The following is a 16922-nucleotide window of genomic DNA, read 5'->3' as shown; positions in this document are numbered from 1 at the left end:
GAGCAGGTGAAGCCAGGGTCAGCCCAGCAATCCCCAGTCTTCGAGGCCCTCGTACAGGGGCTTGCTCTGCGCGAGTTTCACGACGCGTTCCTTCAGAGCATCGGTGGCCTGACCGGTGGCCAGGGCGGTACCGATGATGTCTGCGACCTCGGTGAATTCGGCCTCGCCGAATCCGCGGGTCGCCAGTGCGCCGGTGCCGATGCGAAGGCCGGAGGTGACCATCGGCGGACGCGGGTCGAAGGGCACTGCGTTGCGGTTGACGGTGATGCCGACCTCGTGCAGGAGGTCCTCGGCCTGCTGGCCGTCGAGCTCGGAGTTCCGCAGGTCGACGAGCACCAGGTGGACGTCGGTGCCGCCGGTGAGGACCGAGACACCCTTGTCGGCGACGTCGGAACCGGTGAGACGCTCGGCGAGCAGGGAGGCACCGAGCAGGGTGCGCTCCTGACGCTCCTTGAACTCCGGCGTCGCCGCGATCTTGAAGGCGACGGCCTTGGCAGCGATGGCGTGCATCAGCGGTCCGCCCTGCTGTCCGGGGAACACTGCGGAGTTGAGCTTCTTGGCCCATTCCTTCTTGGCCAGGATGATGCCGGAGCGCGGTCCGCCGAGGGTCTTGTGCACCGTCGAGGAGACGACGTCGGCGTACGGCACGGGCGAGGGGTGTACCCCAGCTGCGACGAGTCCGGCGAAGTGCGCCATGTCGACCCAGAGCAATGCGCCCACCTCGTCGGCGATGGACCGGAAGGCTGCGAAATCCTGGTGACGCGGGTATGCCGACCAGCCGGCGATGAGCACCTGCGGCTTGGCGGAGATGGCCTGCTTGCGCACCTCGTCCATGTCGATGCGGTGATCTTCTTTGCTGACGCCGTAGGACTCGACCTCGTAGAGCTTGCCCGAGAAGTTCAGCTTCATACCGTGGGTGAGGTGGCCGCCGTGAGCCAGGTCCAGGCCCATGATCTTGTCGCCCGGGTTGATCAGCGCCATCAGCACCGCGGCGTTGGCCTGCGCGCCGGCGTGCGGCTGCACGTTGGCGAACTCGGCACCGAAGAGTTCCTTGGCGCGATTGCGGGCGAGATCCTCGACGATGTCGACGTGCTCGCACCCGCCGTAGTATCGGCGGCCCGGGTAGCCCTCGGCGTACTTGTTGGTCAGGACGCTGCCCTGGGCCTGCAGCACGGCACGGGGGACGAAGTTCTCCGACGCGATCATCTCGAGGGTGTCGCGCTGACGTCCCAGTTCACCGGCCATCGCCTCGGCGACCTCGGGATCGAGTTCGGCCAGTGACAGGTTGTTGACGTCAGTCATAACAGGAGTCTCCAAGGGACAGCAGAAAAGGGGGCAGCACAGTAAGGGACTCGGCCAGTTTACGAGACGCGTAGTGCGCCCGGTGTCAGTGGCTCGTCGAGGAGCCTGCCGAACAGTTGCGCACGCTCGCTGACGGTCGTTCCCTGGTCCAGCCAACCGGCCAGCAGCTTGTAGCCCTCGACGTAGGTGCTGATGTACGCCCGCCACAGGGGGGAGGACAGAAAGCGCAGGCTGTGCCGGGCGCGCTGAGGTGAGGCCAACGACCACCGCTCCAGGTAGGCGGCCACATCGTCCTCGCTCTTGTGCTGATCGTGCAGCAGCAGCGCGGCGTCCTGACGCACCCCCAACAGCTGGCTCGACGCGGCAGAGAGTCGCTCGGCCTTCTCACCGTCGAAGCGCAGTCCCAGATCGGCGTAGATCTCTTGCGCCCACGCGCCCCAGCCTTCACCGACGATCGCGCCGAGAGCATGGTCGGCCAGCCCCTCGGCCATCAGGCACTGCGGAGTGTTGACCACGAACAGTGTCTGCTCGAGCTGGCCTGCACCAACGAGCCCCGTCTCCTTGCGGCAGTGTTCGGTGTGGTGTCCGGGGTACGACTCGTGCGCGATGAGGTGCGGCAGATTGGCCATCTGCTGCTCGATGTCGGAGTTGATCGCGACGGTGGACTGGAAGTTGCCGAGGTAGTAGTTGAATCCGGACCAGGGCTTGTCTCCGACGACCTCGTAGGTGACCTTCTCGGTGTCGGGCAGCGTGTATTCGGCCCGGACGCGGTCGCGTAGCGCGGACGAGAACGCCTCGACGCAGTCCTGCAGTCGGTCGGCTGGGATGACGTCAGCGCGGCGATGGGTGATCAGCCGTTCGCTCAGCGAGCCGGGACCGGCGAGAACCTCGTCCATCTTGCGGTGCGCCTGCAGGTATTGGTCCTGATCGCCGGGGGCGATGCGGACATCGAAGTAGGCATCCACCTCGTCGACGAACCCGATGTCCTCGCCGGCGAACTTGCGCGCCGAACACTCGAGAGCGCGCAGGTGGACGTCGAGGAACGTCGTGCGCTCGGGTGTCAGATCGACGTTGCCGAGCTCTGCGCGCAGCGTCTGCGCTCGACGAACGAGCTCGCGGGGCTCCGGCGCGGGGGCGTTCTCGGTGATTCTGCGCAACTCCGGATCGCCCGTGTATGCGTCCACGAAGCCGTCTTCGAGGCGGTCGAAACTGAGGCCGAGCAGCAGGTATTCGCGTACCAGGGAAGCAGCATCCATACCCGAACCCTAGTACGGCGAACGACCCCGCCCGTGCGCGATCCACCGGCACCGAGCACAATCGGAAACCATGCGACTCGCGCTCCACGGGAGCTCAGCCGGACCCTCAGCATCTCCGATGTGGCAAGAGTGGAGCCTGCGGAACGACTGTGGTTGGAGCCGTGCGTGAGCGAGTCCAGCCCGTACGTCGAGTTCGACCGTGTGCAGTGGCGCACGCTGCGCCAATCCACGCCCTTGGTGCTCACCGAGGAAGAACTGATCGGGCTGCGCGGTCTCGGTGAACAGATCGACCTCGACGAGGTGGCCGAGGTCTACTTGCCCCTGGCGCGTTTGATCCACCTCCAGGTCGCGGCCCGGCAGCGGCTCTTCGCCGCGACTGCAACGTTCCTCGGCGAGAAGCATCCCGATCGCCAGGTCCCCTTCGTCATCGGTGTCGCGGGCAGCGTCGCCGTCGGCAAGTCGACGACAGCCCGTGTGCTGCAGGCACTCCTGGCCCGATGGGACCATCATCCGCGGGTCGACCTCGTCACCACCGACGGATTCCTGTATCCGACGGCCGAGCTCATGCGTCGAGGAATCCTGCACCGCAAGGGTTTTCCCGAGAGCTACGACCGGCGCAAGCTGCTCAGGTTCGTCACCGAGGTCAAGTCCGGGACCGAAGAGGTGGGCGCGCCTGTCTATTCACACGTCTCGTACGACATCGTCAAGGGCCAGTACCACATGGTCCGGCAGCCCGACATCCTGATCGTGGAGGGACTCAACGTATTACAGACCGGGCCTCGGTTGATGGTCTCGGATCTGTTCGACTTCTCCATCTACGTCGACGCCCGAATCGAGGACATCGAGAGCTGGTACGTCAAGCGTTTTCTCGCGTTACGCAAGACATCGTTCACCGATCCGTCCTCGCATTTCCACCATTACGCCGGCCTGTCCGACGACCACGCGCAGATCGCCGCCGAGGATCTCTGGCATTCGATCAACCTGCCGAATCTGGTCGAGAACATCCTGCCGACGCGACCGCGAGCGACCATGGTGTTGCGCAAGGACAACGACCACGCGATCAACCGGCTGCGCCTGCGGAAGTTGTAGACCATAATCCAGCAATGACGCTGGAAAGGCGCACGATCGGCGAGGTTCCGCTGATCGGTCGAGACGACGAGTCGGCGCGAATTCTGCATGCCGCCCGCACGTACGGCGGAATGGCGGTCAAAGCCGCGCCCGGAGTCGGCCGTACCCGACTGCTGACCGAGGCGGTGCGGTCGCTGGTGCGTCTCGGCTGGCATCCGCACCGAGTGGTGACGGTGATGCCGACCGGCACCGGATTCGTCCCCGTCGAATCCGACCGGGCGCTGGCCGCCGCTCTGGCCGAGGCGCACAGCGGCCGACGCACGGTCGTGGTCATCGACGACGCCCAGTGGCTGGCCGATTCGACCATCGAGCTCCTGGCCCGCCGCATCGGCTCTAAGGACCTGTTCATTCTGCTCAGTGTCAGTGCCGGCCGACGTCGCACCCCGGTGCTCGACGGCCTGTGGAAGGACGGCCTGGTCGACCGCATCGATCTGGAGCCGCTCACCCCCGAGCAGAGCCGATCCCTGATGGAGTCCATGCTCCGTCGAGATGACGAGATCGTGGACAGTGCGGCGCTTTTCGCCGTCACCGCATTGTCCGCGGGAAATCTGGTCGTGCTGCGTGATCTGGTGACGACCGCGGTCGAGCGGCAGGCGTTGACCGTCTCGTCGCGCGTATGGCGACTCGCCTCTCCCCTGCCCGTCTCCGCCGGTCTGGCCGATGTGGTGCGCGATCATCTGGCCGAGGTGGTCGCACTCGCCGACTATGCGGCAGCCACCGAGATCGCCGATGCGCTCGACATCGTCGCCCTGGCCGGTTCCCTGGTGTTCGGAGCCGCTGCCGCGGTGATCGATCCGCGTCTGATCGAGGAACTCGAATCGGCCGGCGTTCTCACCGTCCGCACCGAGCACAACGTCGACCGGGTGACGTTCGCGACGCCGATCACCGCGCAGGTACGTACCGAAGACATGGCAACGCTGCGCAGACGACGGCTGAGCCTGACGGTGGCCGACGCTCTCGACGCTTCCACCGACGGCCTCGGCCCCCGCGAGCGCGTCATCGCCGCACTACTGCGCATCCACTCCGGCGTCGCGCTCGATGCGCAGACGGCCGTGGAGGCGGCCCGATTGTCGTGGCGTTTCGTTCCTCCCGAGACGACGCTCGAGCTGGCCGCGGCTGCTGCCGCGGCCGGCGGCGGGTTCGACGCTCAGCTCATTCTTGCGACGGCAGAGAGCCAGCTCGGTCTGACCGCATCTGCCCAGCAGCGACTCGACGAGCTACTACTCGGGTCCGACAACGACATCCGCCGCGCGACGGCGGTGCGCGCGTGTACCGACAACATGGTGCTGCGGCTGGCGGATCCGACGCGGGCGCTGGCCCTGAACTCGAGTACCGAGCTCGCCATTGTCGACCCCGATATCCGAACGCAACTACGAGCGCAGCGTGGGCTGATGATGCATGCCATCGGCGATACTGCCGGTTCACTGGCCCTGCTCGAGCCGCTGATGGACGACCTGGAAGGTGCGACGCTGATCTCGGCCAGTTTCGCCGTTGCCGCCGGGGCCACCGTCGTCGGTCGGTTGTCGGCCGCGTTCTCGGCACTCGCCCGCGTGCAGCCCGAACCCGACAACCCGGCGGCAACGGTCTTGGATCTGACGCGATGCTTCACGATCGCCTGTGCCGGCAACTTCGAGGAGGCGTCAGCACTCGCTCGATACCGGTACGACGAAGCGGTGGAACAGTTCTCGCCGTTGCAGCAGGCGTGGTTCGGGTGGGCCCGCGGAGGTGTGTTGCTCTCGCAGGGCCACGCGGCCGAGGCGATCCGCTGGTGCTCGGAGGCCTACACGCTCGCGGGCACCCTCGGCCAGCGGTCGATGGAGCCGATGGTGGCGTGCGATCTGGTCCGCGCTCTCGCACTAGCCGGACGCGCAGAGGAGGCATCGGATCTCATCGCGGCCGCTGACCTCGACAACCCGGCCTCCCCTGCATTGTTCGGAGCTCGCGGGACCCGGCTCGCGGCACTGGGCTGGGCTGCGGCGGCACGCGGAGACGTCGGCCGGGCGCGCGAGCTGCTCATCGCCTCGGCCGAGGCGCACGCCGCCATCGACCATCATCTTCCCGCTCTGTTCTCCTACGTCGACGCCGCTCGCTGTGGTGCGGCGGCCGCGGTGCTGGCCCCCGTCCACTCCCTGGCGAGGCTGATCGAGGGCGACCTGGTCCGCACCGAGGTACGCATGGTCGAGGTTCTCGCCGCATCGCCCGGGTCGGACAGTTCGGACAGTTCGGTATCGGAACAGGCGGTGGCCGAACAGGCGGTGTCCGTGGCTGCGAGCGCCGAGAAGCACGGCCTGGACCTGCACGCCGCAGAGATGTACTTCCACGCACGAAATCTTCTGTTGCGCAGCAACCCTCGCGCAGCCGCAACCGCAGGAAGGCAGGGCCACGTGCTCACCGAGCGGTGTGGACATCCGAGCACCCCGCTCCTGCGCGGAACACGAGACGCGGCTCTGACCACCCGCGAACGTCAGATCGCGACCCTCGCTGCCTCCGGCCTGTCGAACCGCGATATCGCCGACGCCGTCGTGCTGTCGATCCGCACCGTCGAGACCCACCTCAATCGCATCTTCGGCAAGCTGGGCATCAGTACCCGCGCCGAGCTCACATCGCTACGAGGCTCACTGCTCGATTGACCGAACCGCCGGTGTAGAGAGAGGCCTCGATGTCGAGCAGGTAGCGCGACGGAGCCACCCCGAGTTCGGCCCGCAGAATCGTCTCGGCACGACGAAAGGCAACCACCGCCTCGGCCGTCCGGTGCGACCGATCGAGGGCGATCATCAGCTGGCCCCACAGGTGTTCGCGCAACGGCGAGACCCGTAGTGCGCGCTCGATCTCGGCGATCACGGTCTCGTGTCGACCGAGGTGTAGGCGGGCCTCGAATGCCGATTCCAGCACCACGGCGCGCACCTCGTCCAGATGCACCCGCTCGTCGACGGCGAAGCCCAGATCACCGAACTCGACGAAGGCGGGGCCTCGCCACAACGCCAGCGCACGACCGAACTGACCGTCTGCCTCGGCAAACCGGCCGCGCCCGAATGCATCACGGCCGCGGGCCGCGAGCATCTCGAACTCACGCAGATCGACTCGGTCTCCACCCAGGTCCAAGCGGTAGCCCCAGGACGTCGTGACGAGCCGGGCACCGTCGTCCGCACCGAGGACTCGTCGCAGATTCGCCACGTACGCACGCAACGACGCCAACGCCTTGGCCGGCGGACGACGATCCCAGACGAGATCGATCAACCGGTCGAATTCGACGACGTTCCCCGCTTCCACGAGCAGCACCGCCAGCACGGCCCGCTGCTTGAGCCCACCGAGCGCCTTCACGCCGATCCCGTCGCGCACCACCATGGGTCCGAGCACGTTGTAGTCCACGATCGGAAATTTTCCGAGCCTCGCGCCGATCGCGCCACAGATTACGTAGCAATACAGAGGTAAGTACGTAGTGCGTCGCCCCAGGTCGTGAGTGGAAATTCGTAGCAGGCTACGAGGTCCTGCGCACGTCAGATACCGAAGCGTCAGATACCGAAGCGCCGGTGTCTGGCGGCGAAGTCACGCAGAGCGCGGAGGAAGTCGACGCGACGGAATTCGGGCCAGTAGGCCTCGGTGAACCAGATTTCCGAGTACGCGCTCTGCCACAGCAGAAAGCCGGAGAGTCGCTGCTCGCCCGACGTACGGATGACGAGATCGGGATCGGGCTGGCCGGAGGTGTAGAGGTGGCTGTCGATGCCGTCGACGTTGATGGAAGCGATCAGGTCGTCTCCGGTGACGCCCTCGGCGATCTTCTCGCTCACCAGGGATTGCACGGCGTCGGCGATTTCTTGTCGACCGCCGTACCCGACGGCGACGTTGACGTGCGTTCCGGTCCGTCCCTCGGTGAGAGCGGCCGCCTCCTTGAGCCGACGTGAGGTCGATGCGGGCAGCAGGTCGAGAGTGCCCACGAGCTTGACGCCCCAGTTCATCTCGGGTCCGCAGATTTCCTCGACGACGTCGGTGATGATATCGAGCAACGAATCGAGTTCGTCGGCGTCTCGGCGGAGGTTCTCGGTGGAGAGCAGGTAGATGGTTGCCATCTCGATTCCGGCGGCATCGCACCAGCCGAGCATCTCGGCGATCTTCAGCGCGCCCATGCGGTGGCCGTGCGCGACGTCGGTGAACCCGTTCTCGCGCGCCCAGCGGCGATTGCCGTCGCACATCACTGCCACGTGCCGCGGGTGCTGCACCCCTTCGAGCTGGCTCAGCAGCCGCCGCTCGTACACGTTGTAGAGAACGCCGCGCACCTTCTGCGGAATGATCACCACTACTTCGTCACCGCTGCTCTCATCACCACGGAGGATTACCTTACGCCGACGTCTGCGAGCGGGCGGCCGGTACAGTAGCGTCTGAACCTACGGTTGCGTAGGTTCACGGCGGCGGCACGGGAGGCAATCGACATGACGATGTTCGGACTCGACGAGATACCCGTCAAACCTCGCATGCGCGGTTGGATTCACCTGTACGCGTTTTGTGTGGCGGTGGTCTGTGCGATCACGCTCGTCACGCTTGCGTTCAGCATGGTCTCGGTCAGCGCGGGGCTCGCGACGGGCGTCTATGCCATCACCGTCTGCGGGGTTTTCGGGGTCAGCGCCACGTACCACCGCGTGCCGTGGAAGACCACGGCGTCGCAGATCTGGATGAAGCGCGCCGATCATTCGATGATCTTCCTGTTCATCGCCGGCAGCTACACCCCGTTTGCCGTGCTGGGCCTGCCCGCCTCGACCGGACGCACATTGCTGATCATCGTGTGGCTCGGGGCCTTCGCCGGAGTGGCTCTGAAGATGTTGTGGCCCACCGCTCCCCGCTGGGTCGGTGTACCGCTGTACCTGATCCTCGGCTGGGCGATCGTACCGGTCGCCCCCACCCTGATCGAACACGTCGGCTACGCACCGTTCCTGTTGCTGCTGGTGGGCGGGGTCTTCTACAGCGTGGGAGCCGTGCTGTACGCCACCAAGTGGCCGAACCCGTGGCCTACCACGTTCGGCCATCACGAATTCTTCCATGCTGCAACGGTATTGGCGGCGATCTGCCACCTGGTTGCCGTGTGGCTCGTCTTGTTCTGAGCACCCGTCAGGCGGGCCCGGATGCCTTGTCTCGGTACATCAGTTCGTCGGCGCGTTGAATGAGCCGATCTCTGGATTCGCCGGGTTCTCGCACCGCGACGCCCACGCTCACCGATACCCCGAGCAATCGAGATCCGAACGGCACCGGTTCGCTGCAGATTGCGTTCCGCACAGATTCGGCCAGTCTCGCGGCGTCGAATGAACTGCCACCGACCGCGTCGCTCACCGCGAACACGAACTCGTCTCCGGCATATCGACCGACGACGCTGCCGCGCGGCGACCACTGCTGCAGTCGACGCCCAGCTGCCTCGAGGACGGCATCTCCCGCAGGATGACCGTGAGCGTCGTTGATCGACTTCAAGCGGTCGACGTCGACGAACGCCAGGGCCACGGGGCGATCGGCCACGATCCACTCGTCGACGTGGGCCAACAGGGGACTCCGCCGCAGCAGGCCGGTCAGGTCGTCGCGTTCGGCGCGATCGCGCCAGTGCACGGTGTCGTCGACGACGGGATTGACCAGATCCAGTAGCGCAACGATGAACCGCCGTCCGAGGATGGTCGAGATCCCCACGTGCATCCAACAGGAGACGACCTCACCGTCGCTGCGCCGTACTCGACGAAGAGCTCCGATCGGACGACCGCCGTAGGACGAGCCGGCCGCGGGGTATCGGTTGTCGAGCTGCATCGCCATGTCCTTCGCCGACGCGCGGTCCCCGAGCGGAACGAAATCGGCTACCGGGCGGCCCAGCATGCCCTCCACCGGGCAGTCGAGTACCTCCTCGCAGAGCGTGTTGGCACCGACCACCTCGAACTGCATGGAGTGGACCATCGCCGCCATCGGGACCGACGCGACGAACTCCGCGACGGCCGCGCGCTGCTCGTCGGTCACGGCCTCGTCGAGCATGCCGTCGCCCACGACACTGTCCCTGGTGACGCCTTCGCTCATGACACGCACCATCGATCCACTGATAGAAGTTTCCGCCCCGGGCCGAACAAGTTCCCGCAACAATACTGTTCTCGAGCTGAAGCATCGACGAGCTTCGTCATCTCCGCAGCGCGAGCGACAGATCTTCGGCAGAGGTCACAGGACGGTCGCAGACGATACCGCGACACACGTACGCCGTTTCGACGCCGTCGACGGGCGGACGGTCCATCAGCAATACGGACGAATCCGTTTCGCCCGCAACGACAACCGAGCCTCCCGGTGCCAATCGTCGGGCGGCGGACGTCAGGTCGCCGCCCGGCGCGGTCGACACCGCAATCTGGATCGGGCCGGATGCGGACGCTTCTGCGACCGCCAGCCAGTGCCCACCGGACCTGGGCGCGCGCTCGAGGATCAACGCCGCTCGCGCCAACGACGCTGCCGCCAGTTCGCCGTATCGCGCCGAGGATGTGTGATCGACCAGAGCCGCAGCTGTGAGCAACGCCTCTGCCATCGTGGATGCTCCCGATGGGGTTGCCCCGTCGATGGGATCTCGGGGCCGGGTCACGAGCGTCTCCGCGTCGTCGGCGGTGTCGAACCAACTGCCGGCGTCGTCCGGGTCGGCGAAGTGCTCGATCGCCGCATCGAGGAGCGAGACCGTGCGCTCGATCCATACCGAGTCTCCGGTGGCTTGGAACAGCGCTGCCGCGGCAACCGCGAGGCACGCGTAGTCCTCGAGCACTCCGGTGGCGTCCCCCACCGCGCTACCCAGAGATGCGCGACGCACCCGCCCCGATTCGACGTGCGCGGCGAAGAGTTGCTCGCCGCATTCGACCGCCGCGTCCACCCACTTCGGCGTGTTCGACCCGATTCCGGCCTCGACCAGCGCGGTGATCGCCAACCCGTTCCACGCGGTGACCACCTTGTCGTCGCGGCCGGGCTGCGGCCGGATGGCGCGAGCGTCGGACAGCGCCCGACGTACCCGGGCGAACCGGTCGTAGTCCTCGGGTTCGGCGGGCAGTTGCAATACCGACATGCCTGCTTCGAACGTGCCTGCCGAATTCACTGCGAACAGCCCCGCAGCCCACACCCCGTCCTCGAAGCCGAGAGTCTCGATCAATTGCTCCGGCGTCCAGGCGTAGGTCAGGCCCTCGACGCCCTCGGTATCGGCATCGAGCGCCGACGCGAAACAGCCGTTGGCCGTGCGCAATTCACGGAGCATGAACTCCGCAGTGTCCGACGCCACCCGCCGAATCAGAGGATCGTCGTCGACCCGGGCCGCGTGCGCGTAGAACCTGAGCAGCAATGCGTTGTCGTAGAGCATCTTCTCGAAATGCGGGACGATCCACTCGGCATCGACGGAGTAGCGCGCGAACCCGCCGCCGAGTTGGTCGTAGATGCCCCCGCGCGCCATCGCCGACGCGGTGCGTCGAACCACGTCGAGAACCTCACCGTTGCCGGTGCGCTCGTAGTGCCGGAGCAGACCCTCGAGCAGTGCGCCCGGCGGAAACTTCGGCGCCTGGCCGAAGCCGCCGAAGGTCGTGTCTTCGTCGGCGCAGATCGCTGCGACGGACCCGGCCAGAAAATCGGCGTCGATCGGCCGTCCGCCGGCCGGAATTCCGGCGCTCTGCTTACGCAGTTCCGTCACGATCGCCGCGGACGCGTCGAACACGTCTTGTCGTCGAGTCGACCAGGTGTCGGCAATTGCGGTGAGCAGCTGCTCGAACGACGGCATTCCCTGCCGCGGGGTCGGTGGGTAGTAGGTGCCGCAGTAGAACGGTTCGGTCTCGGGGGTGAGGAAGCAGGTCATCGGCCATCCGCCCTGACCGGTCATCGCGACGGTGGCGTTCATGTACACCGAATCGAGGTCCGGTCTCTCCTCACGATCGACCTTGATGCACACGAAATTCTCGTTCATCAGCGCCGCGGTGGTCTCGTCCTCGAACGACTCGTGGGCCATGACGTGGCACCAATGGCACGCGGAATAGCCGATCGACAGCAAGATCGGTACGTCGCGATCGCGTGCCGACTGCAGAGCCTGCGGTCCCCACTGCTGCCAGTGCACCGGGTTGTCCGCATGTTGCCGCAGATACGGGCTGGTGGACTCGTCCAGCGCATTGGTGTTCAGGACCGTGGCGTCGAGCATCAGGTCTCGTCGGTGGCGGCAGGTTTTGCCGGACTCTGTTCCGGCGGCGTGGTGGTGGCGATTCCGCCGCGGTCGGTGCCCTCGTCGAGCGCCTGATCCAACGTCGGATCCTCTTTCTCGAACGTGGCGGGCAGACGCTTGATCTTCTTGTTCATCGACCAGATCAGCAGGGCTGTTCCGACCAACAACGCCACCAGGATCACCAACCCGATCGGCGACGACTTACCGAACTCGGGGCCGGTGGGCTGCTGGGCGAGAATCGAGACGATCACCGGTCGGTCTCTTCGATTCCGGCGAACAGGTCGGTCTCGGGCAGCGAGGTCGCCACCCGGGTGCGAGCCAGCTCGAATTCCTCGGTGGGCCACAATTTGCGCTGCACGTCCAGCGGCACCGCGAAGAACGATCCGTTGGGATCGATCTGCGTCGCGTGCGCGCGGAGGGCGTCGTCGCGCTGCTCGAAGTAATCACCCACGGTCACCTGGGTGGTGATGCGGCCGATGATCTCGTCTCGCTGGCCGTCCCATCGCTTCAACCAGTCGACGAACGGGCTCTCTTCACCGCGGTCGATGAACCAATCGTGGAACAGCTGCATGCGCTTCCGGATGAACCCGTGGGAGTAGTACAGCTTGAGCGGAGTCCAGGGCTCACCCGCGTCCGGGAAGCGTTCGGGATCGCCGGCGGCCTCCCACGCGGCCATCGAGACCTCGTGGCAACGGATGTGATCGGGATGCGGGTAACCGCCGCGCTCGTCGTAGGTGGTGATGACGTGCGGCTTGAACTCGCGCACCACCTTGACCAGCGCCTCGGTGGAGACTTCCAACGGCACCAGCGCGAAGCAGCCCTCCGGAAGGGGTGGTAGCGGATCGCCCTCGGGCAGTCCTGAGTCCTCGAAGCCGAGCCAGGTCTGCTGGACACCGAGGATGCGAGCGGCCTCGGCCATCTCTTCGCGCCGAACCTCGTGGATACGCTCGTGCACTCCCGGAATGTCCATCGCTGGATTGAGAATGTCGCCCCGCTCGCCACCGGTGAGGGTGACGACCAGTACGTCGTGTCCTTCGGCCGCGTAGCGAGCCGTCGTCGCAGCACCTTTGCTGGACTCGTCGTCGGGATGGGCATGTACTGCCATGAGCCGCAGTCCGGACACGTTCTTCCTCACCTCGGATTCGCCTGGTTCTTGCCTGCCCTATAGTTCCACCTGACGCCGACAGGCCCCCAGCGGCACCCCCGAATCGACCCCGAGAGCGGCCATGACCAACGCACTTCCCGCAGGTAGGTACCCGTCGGGTTCCGGTCCCAGCGGAATTCGGCAGGCCCCGAAACGTGCGACGAAGATCGCACTGGTGGCCCTGGTTCTGCTGGTCGGACTGGGCGTGGCCTACTACGCGTACTCCAAGTTCTCGGTCAAACCCATCGAAGGCAGCCAGCTGTCGTTCGACATCGTCGACGACTCCACGATGTCCATCCGTTTCAGCGTCACCCGACAGGATCCCGAGCAACCGGCCGTGTGCATCGTCCGTGTCCGGTCCCGCGACGGTTCCGAGACCGGCAGGCGTGAGGTGTACATCCCACCGGAGTCTTCGTCCGGCACCGTCGAGCTGACCACCGAGGTGACGACGTCGTCCGACCCCGCGGTCGGTGACGTGTACGGCTGCAGCCTCGATGTTCCCGAATATTTACGAGCCCGATAGGCGAACTACCTGTTCGTGGTAAGCTCGGCACATACACGGCCGCCGTAACAGGTGCCGTGTATTGCTGCATTGCGGGCAGGGTTCACCTGCGAACGATGACGACGGCTCCAGGATGCGGGCCGACCAAGGGGATCCAACCATTGGAGTCCCCTGTTCGTTGCGTGCCCTACCTGCTCAGAAAACGGAATCGATATCGAGATTCCGACTACGAGGGAGTGATCGAGATGACCGAGACCCAGGTGACCTGGCTGACCCAGGAATCACACGACAGGCTCAAGAGCGAACTCGACCAGCTCATTTCCAATCGCCCCGTCATCGCCGCCGAGATCAACGAGCGTCGCGAAGAGGGCGATCTGAAGGAGAACGGCGGCTACCACGCTGCGCGCGAGGAGCAGGGCCAGCAGGAAGCACGCATTCGTCAGCTGCAGGAACTGCTCAACAACGCGAAGGTCGGCGAAGCGCCCACCCAGTCCGGCGTGGCACTGCCCGGATCCGTCGTCAAGGTCTACTACGACGGCGACGAGTCCGACACCGAGACCTTCCTCATCGCCACCCGTGAGGAAGGTGCCCGCGACAGCAAGCTCGAGGTGTACTCCCCCGCGTCGCCGCTGGGCGGATCGCTCATCGACGCCAAGGTCGGCGACACCCGTGAGTACACACTGCCCAACGGCAAGACCATGAAGGTCACGCTCGTGAGCGCGGAGCCGTACCACACCTGAGCCTGCTCACCGAAGATGTGCTGCACCCCCGGTCGCTCGGCGACCGGGGGTGCACTCGTCTGGGCGGTTCAGCACTGTTCGTACACGTACGCCGGATCGGACGGGGACACCAGGCCTCGATCTCGCAGAATCGTGACGGCCGGCCGATCCTGTTGGGCACACAGCCGATCGAACGGCTCCGGGAGGTTGTCGGTGTACTCGATGTCGTACACCCGTGCTCCGTATGCCGAAGTGTACGAGCCACATTCGTCGTAGGCGAGACACTCCTCGGCGACGGCGAAATCGAATCCGACGTCGTCCCTCATCCGACCGGCTCCGTCCGGGGTGTTCTTCTGCGCGATCTCGATGCCCGACGCATGGGCACGGTCTGCGTACAGGCGCGCGAGTGCGAGTACCGAATCCTCGTCGATCGAATCCGGGAACCGGGTCCAGCTGTCGAGATTGTCGATTTCGACGGCGTCGAATCCCCGAGCGGCGCAGCCTTCGATGGTCGGCCCGATGACCGCGTCGATCGCCGCACGCTTCTCGGGTGTGCCCGGGTCGAGGATGTGCTCGTCGGGCCAGTCCGGATCGACCACAACCTCGCCGCCCGCATCGCGCAGCAATAGTTCCGGGTTCCACTCGGCTCCGGGCTGAGTCTGCAGACCGTTGACGTAGCAGATCGACAGTGCGCCGGGCAGCGGCTCGGCGGTGGAATCGCGCACGACGGTGTCGAGACCGCCGGGCACGTCGTACGCCGCGCCTAGTTGGTAATCGAATCGCTGGGTCTGTGTCGGGTCGGTCTGTGTCGGGTCGGAACTGCATCCCCCGATCGCTACCGCGGCGGCCAGCAGGCATGCCCCCGCCGCCGCGGTGCGCATCAGGCGGTCATCGTTTTCTGGTACTTGCGTACCGACAACGGCACGAACACCACGAGCATCACCACAACCCAGATCAAGGTGTAGAGCACTGGATTCTGCAGTGGCCACACCTCCGGCGGCGGTGCCATCGGATTGGTGTTGCCGAATTGCTCACGAACCGCCAACGTCACCGAGGAGATCGGGTTCCATTCCGCGATCGTCTTGAGCACGCTCGGGAAGTTGTCGATCGGGACGAAGGTGTTGGCGATGAACGTCAACGGGAAGATCACGATGAACGACGCGTTGTTGAAGATCTCCGGCGAACGCACCGTGAGTCCCACCAGCGCCATCACCCACGAGATCGAGTACGCGAACAGAAGCAACAGCACGTAGCCGAGCAGCGCGTCGAAGAACGACGACGTGATGCGCCAGCCCACGATGAGCCCGGTGATCGACATGATCGTGATGGTGACGAGGTTGTTGCCGACGTCGGCCGCCGTGCGTCCGATGACCACGGCCGATCGCGCCATGGGCAACGACCGGAACCGGTCCATCACGCCCTTCTGCAGATCCTCGGCCAGCGAGGACCCCGTGAGAGAGGCGCCGAAAATCATTGTCTGAACGAAGATGCCGCCCATCAGAAAGCTCTTGTAGTCGATGCCGGGCACGTCGATGGCACTACCGAAGACGTACGCGAACAGCAGCACGAACATGATCGGCGACAGCATCGCGAAGAACAGCAGATCGGGAACTCGCTTGAGCTTGATCAGGTTTCGCTTGGTGATGATCGCGGAGTCAAGGAAAACGTTGCTCATTTCTCTTCCTCCGCCGTCTCGGGCTCGCCGGTGGTCTGACCGGTCAGACTCAGGAACACATCGTCGAGATTGGGCCGCCGCAGTCCGACGTCGACCACACCGATTCCCGCCTCCTCCAGCTGGGCCAGAGCAACGGACAGATCTTTCGAGCCTCCGTTGACCGGCATGACGATCCGGCCCACCTGTTCGTCGAAAGTGGGTGGCTCGACGCCGATGGGTGTCAGAATCTCCTTGGCACGATCGGCCTGAGATCGGTCGGTGAGCACGAATTCGATTCGCTCGCCCCCGGTTTGGGCCTTGAGCTCGTCTGCTGTGCCGCGGGCGATGATCTTGCCCTTGTTCAGCACGATGATCGAATCGGCCAGCCGATCGGCTTCTTCGAGGTACTGCGTGGTCAACAGAATGGTCGTTCCGTCGCGCACGAGGTCTGCGATGAACTCCCACATGGTGATTCGGCTGCGCGGATCGAGGCCGGTGGTGGGTTCGTCGAGGAACACCACCCGTGGTCGTCCGATCAGACTGGCCGCGATGTCGAGTCGACGACGCATGCCGCCGGAGTACTGCTTGGCAGTGCGATCGCGCGCGTACTCCAGGTCGAATCGCTCGAGTAGCTCACCGGCTCGCTGTTTCGCTTCCGCCTTGCGCAGCCCGAACAGCCGGCCGACCATCTCGAGATTCTCGTAGCCGGTCAGATACTCGTCCACGGCCGCGAACTGGCCGGTCAATCCGATCGTGCCCCGAACCTCGTTCGCCTGCTTCAGCACGTCGAGACCGAAGATCTTCGCCGAACCGGACGTTGCCTTCAGCAGCGTGGCGAGAATGCGGACAGCCGTCGTCTTGCCGGCACCGTTGGGGCCGAGCACACCCAGCACCGTGCCCTCGGGAACGGTGAAGTCGATCCCACCGAGCGCGACGTTCTTCCCGTACCGAAGTACCAGGTTCTCTACTTCTATAGCGTTCGCCATGGCCCTCTCCCCGTTTCTTTCACTGTCGGTATAAGGACTTCCGAACGCG

General features: G+C 65.4%; 16 protein-coding genes. 5 read left to right on the top strand and 11 right to left on the bottom strand.

The annotated features are described in order from the left end of the window. Window positions 1–18 precede the first annotated feature (18 nt). On the bottom strand, window positions 19–1302 hold the full coding sequence (gene glyA, locus BH93_RS07805; protein ID WP_037153536.1) for a serine hydroxymethyltransferase: 1284 nt from the start codon (window positions 1300–1302) through the stop codon (window positions 19–21). Between the two features lie 59 nt (window positions 1303–1361). Further along, complete coding sequence (locus BH93_RS07800; RefSeq protein WP_037153539.1) at window positions 1362–2558, bottom strand: hypothetical protein; 1197 nt, start codon at window positions 2556–2558, stop codon at window positions 1362–1364. Between the two features lie 153 nt (window positions 2559–2711). Here BH93_RS07800 and coaA point away from each other — a divergent pair, with 153 nt between their 5' ends. After that, a complete protein-coding gene (coaA, locus tag BH93_RS07795) occupies window positions 2712–3647 on the top strand; it encodes a type I pantothenate kinase (protein ID WP_176457345.1) in 936 nt (311 codons plus the stop codon). Window positions 3648–3661: 14 nt separating this feature from the next. Further along, entirely contained in the window at window positions 3662–6316 is a 2655-nt protein-coding gene (locus BH93_RS07790) for a helix-turn-helix domain-containing protein (protein ID WP_037171648.1), read from the top strand. On the opposite strand, the gene BH93_RS07785 is transcribed toward BH93_RS07790, so the two are convergent. Both BH93_RS07785 and BH93_RS07780 read right to left on the bottom strand, forming a co-directional pair. Next, on the bottom strand, window positions 6285–7055 hold the full coding sequence (locus tag BH93_RS07785; RefSeq protein WP_052064838.1) for an AfsR/SARP family transcriptional regulator: 771 nt from the start codon (window positions 7053–7055) through the stop codon (window positions 6285–6287). The two genes, BH93_RS07790 and BH93_RS07785, sit on opposite strands and share 32 nt — an antisense overlap. A 143-nt stretch (window positions 7056–7198) precedes the next feature. Continuing rightward, window positions 7199–7981, bottom strand: a complete 783-nt coding sequence (locus BH93_RS07780) for an isoprenyl transferase (protein ID WP_037171650.1) — start codon at window positions 7979–7981, stop codon at window positions 7199–7201. A 132-nt stretch (window positions 7982–8113) separates the two neighbouring features. Between BH93_RS07780 and trhA the strand changes: the two genes are divergently transcribed. Further along, the gene (trhA, locus tag BH93_RS07775) at window positions 8114–8779 is read left to right on the top strand and encodes a PAQR family membrane homeostasis protein TrhA (protein WP_032380520.1); all 666 of its coding nucleotides are present in this window, start codon (window positions 8114–8116) and stop codon (window positions 8777–8779) included. 7 nt (window positions 8780–8786) lie between these two features. On the opposite strand, the gene BH93_RS07770 is transcribed toward trhA, so the two are convergent. The 4 genes from BH93_RS07770 to mca all read right to left on the bottom strand — a co-directional run bounded on the left by BH93_RS07770 (window position 8787) and on the right by mca (window position 12991). Then, window positions 8787–9725, bottom strand: a complete 939-nt coding sequence (locus BH93_RS07770) for a sensor domain-containing diguanylate cyclase (RefSeq protein WP_052064839.1) — start codon at window positions 9723–9725, stop codon at window positions 8787–8789. 97 nt (window positions 9726–9822) lie between these two features. Then, complete coding sequence (locus BH93_RS07765; protein WP_037171651.1) at window positions 9823–11847, bottom strand: thioredoxin domain-containing protein; 2025 nt, start codon at window positions 11845–11847, stop codon at window positions 9823–9825. Beyond that, window positions 11847–12119 carry a hypothetical protein gene (locus BH93_RS07760; protein ID WP_032401989.1) on the bottom strand — a complete coding sequence of 91 codons (273 nt, stop codon included), beginning with the start codon at window positions 12117–12119 and terminating at the stop codon, window positions 11847–11849. The genes BH93_RS07765 and BH93_RS07760 overlap by 1 nt, the downstream gene beginning before the upstream one ends. Next, window positions 12116–12991 (bottom strand): mycothiol conjugate amidase Mca, encoded by an 876-nt coding sequence (mca, locus tag BH93_RS07755; protein WP_170944756.1) that lies wholly within the window; start codon window positions 12989–12991, stop codon window positions 12116–12118. The genes BH93_RS07760 and mca overlap by 4 nt, the downstream gene beginning before the upstream one ends. Before the next feature lie 103 nt (window positions 12992–13094). On the opposite strand from mca, the gene BH93_RS07750 reads away from it, so the two are divergent. Both BH93_RS07750 and greA read left to right on the top strand, forming a co-directional pair. Continuing rightward, the gene (locus BH93_RS07750) at window positions 13095–13535 is read left to right on the top strand and encodes a DUF4307 domain-containing protein (RefSeq protein WP_032380516.1); all 441 of its coding nucleotides are present in this window, start codon (window positions 13095–13097) and stop codon (window positions 13533–13535) included. 224 nt (window positions 13536–13759) lie between these two features. After that, entirely contained in the window at window positions 13760–14254 is a 495-nt protein-coding gene (gene greA, locus BH93_RS07745; protein ID WP_027498150.1) for a transcription elongation factor GreA, read from the top strand. A gap of 68 nt (window positions 14255–14322) precedes the next feature. Here the strand turns inward: greA and BH93_RS07740 are convergent, their stop codons facing one another. Genes BH93_RS07740 through BH93_RS07730 form a run of 3 tightly spaced genes read right to left on the bottom strand, consistent with a single transcriptional unit; the run spans window position 14323 to window position 16873 of the window. Then, the gene (locus BH93_RS07740; RefSeq protein ID WP_037171652.1) at window positions 14323–15114 is read right to left on the bottom strand and encodes an endo alpha-1,4 polygalactosaminidase; all 792 of its coding nucleotides are present in this window, start codon (window positions 15112–15114) and stop codon (window positions 14323–14325) included. Then, window positions 15114–15908 (bottom strand): ABC transporter permease, encoded by a 795-nt coding sequence (locus tag BH93_RS07735; RefSeq protein ID WP_037171653.1) that lies wholly within the window; start codon window positions 15906–15908, stop codon window positions 15114–15116. Before BH93_RS07735 ends, BH93_RS07740 begins: the two co-directional genes overlap by 1 nt. Further along, a complete protein-coding gene (locus BH93_RS07730; RefSeq protein WP_037171655.1) occupies window positions 15905–16873 on the bottom strand; it encodes a daunorubicin resistance protein DrrA family ABC transporter ATP-binding protein in 969 nt (322 codons plus the stop codon). Before BH93_RS07730 ends, BH93_RS07735 begins: the two co-directional genes overlap by 4 nt. Window positions 16874–16922: the final 49 nt, after the last annotated feature.

This window comes from Rhodococcoides fascians A25f, from assembly GCF_000760935.2.
GTDB lineage: Bacteria > Actinomycetota > Actinomycetes > Mycobacteriales > Mycobacteriaceae > Rhodococcoides.
This window is presented reverse-complemented; position numbering and strand designations above follow the sequence as displayed.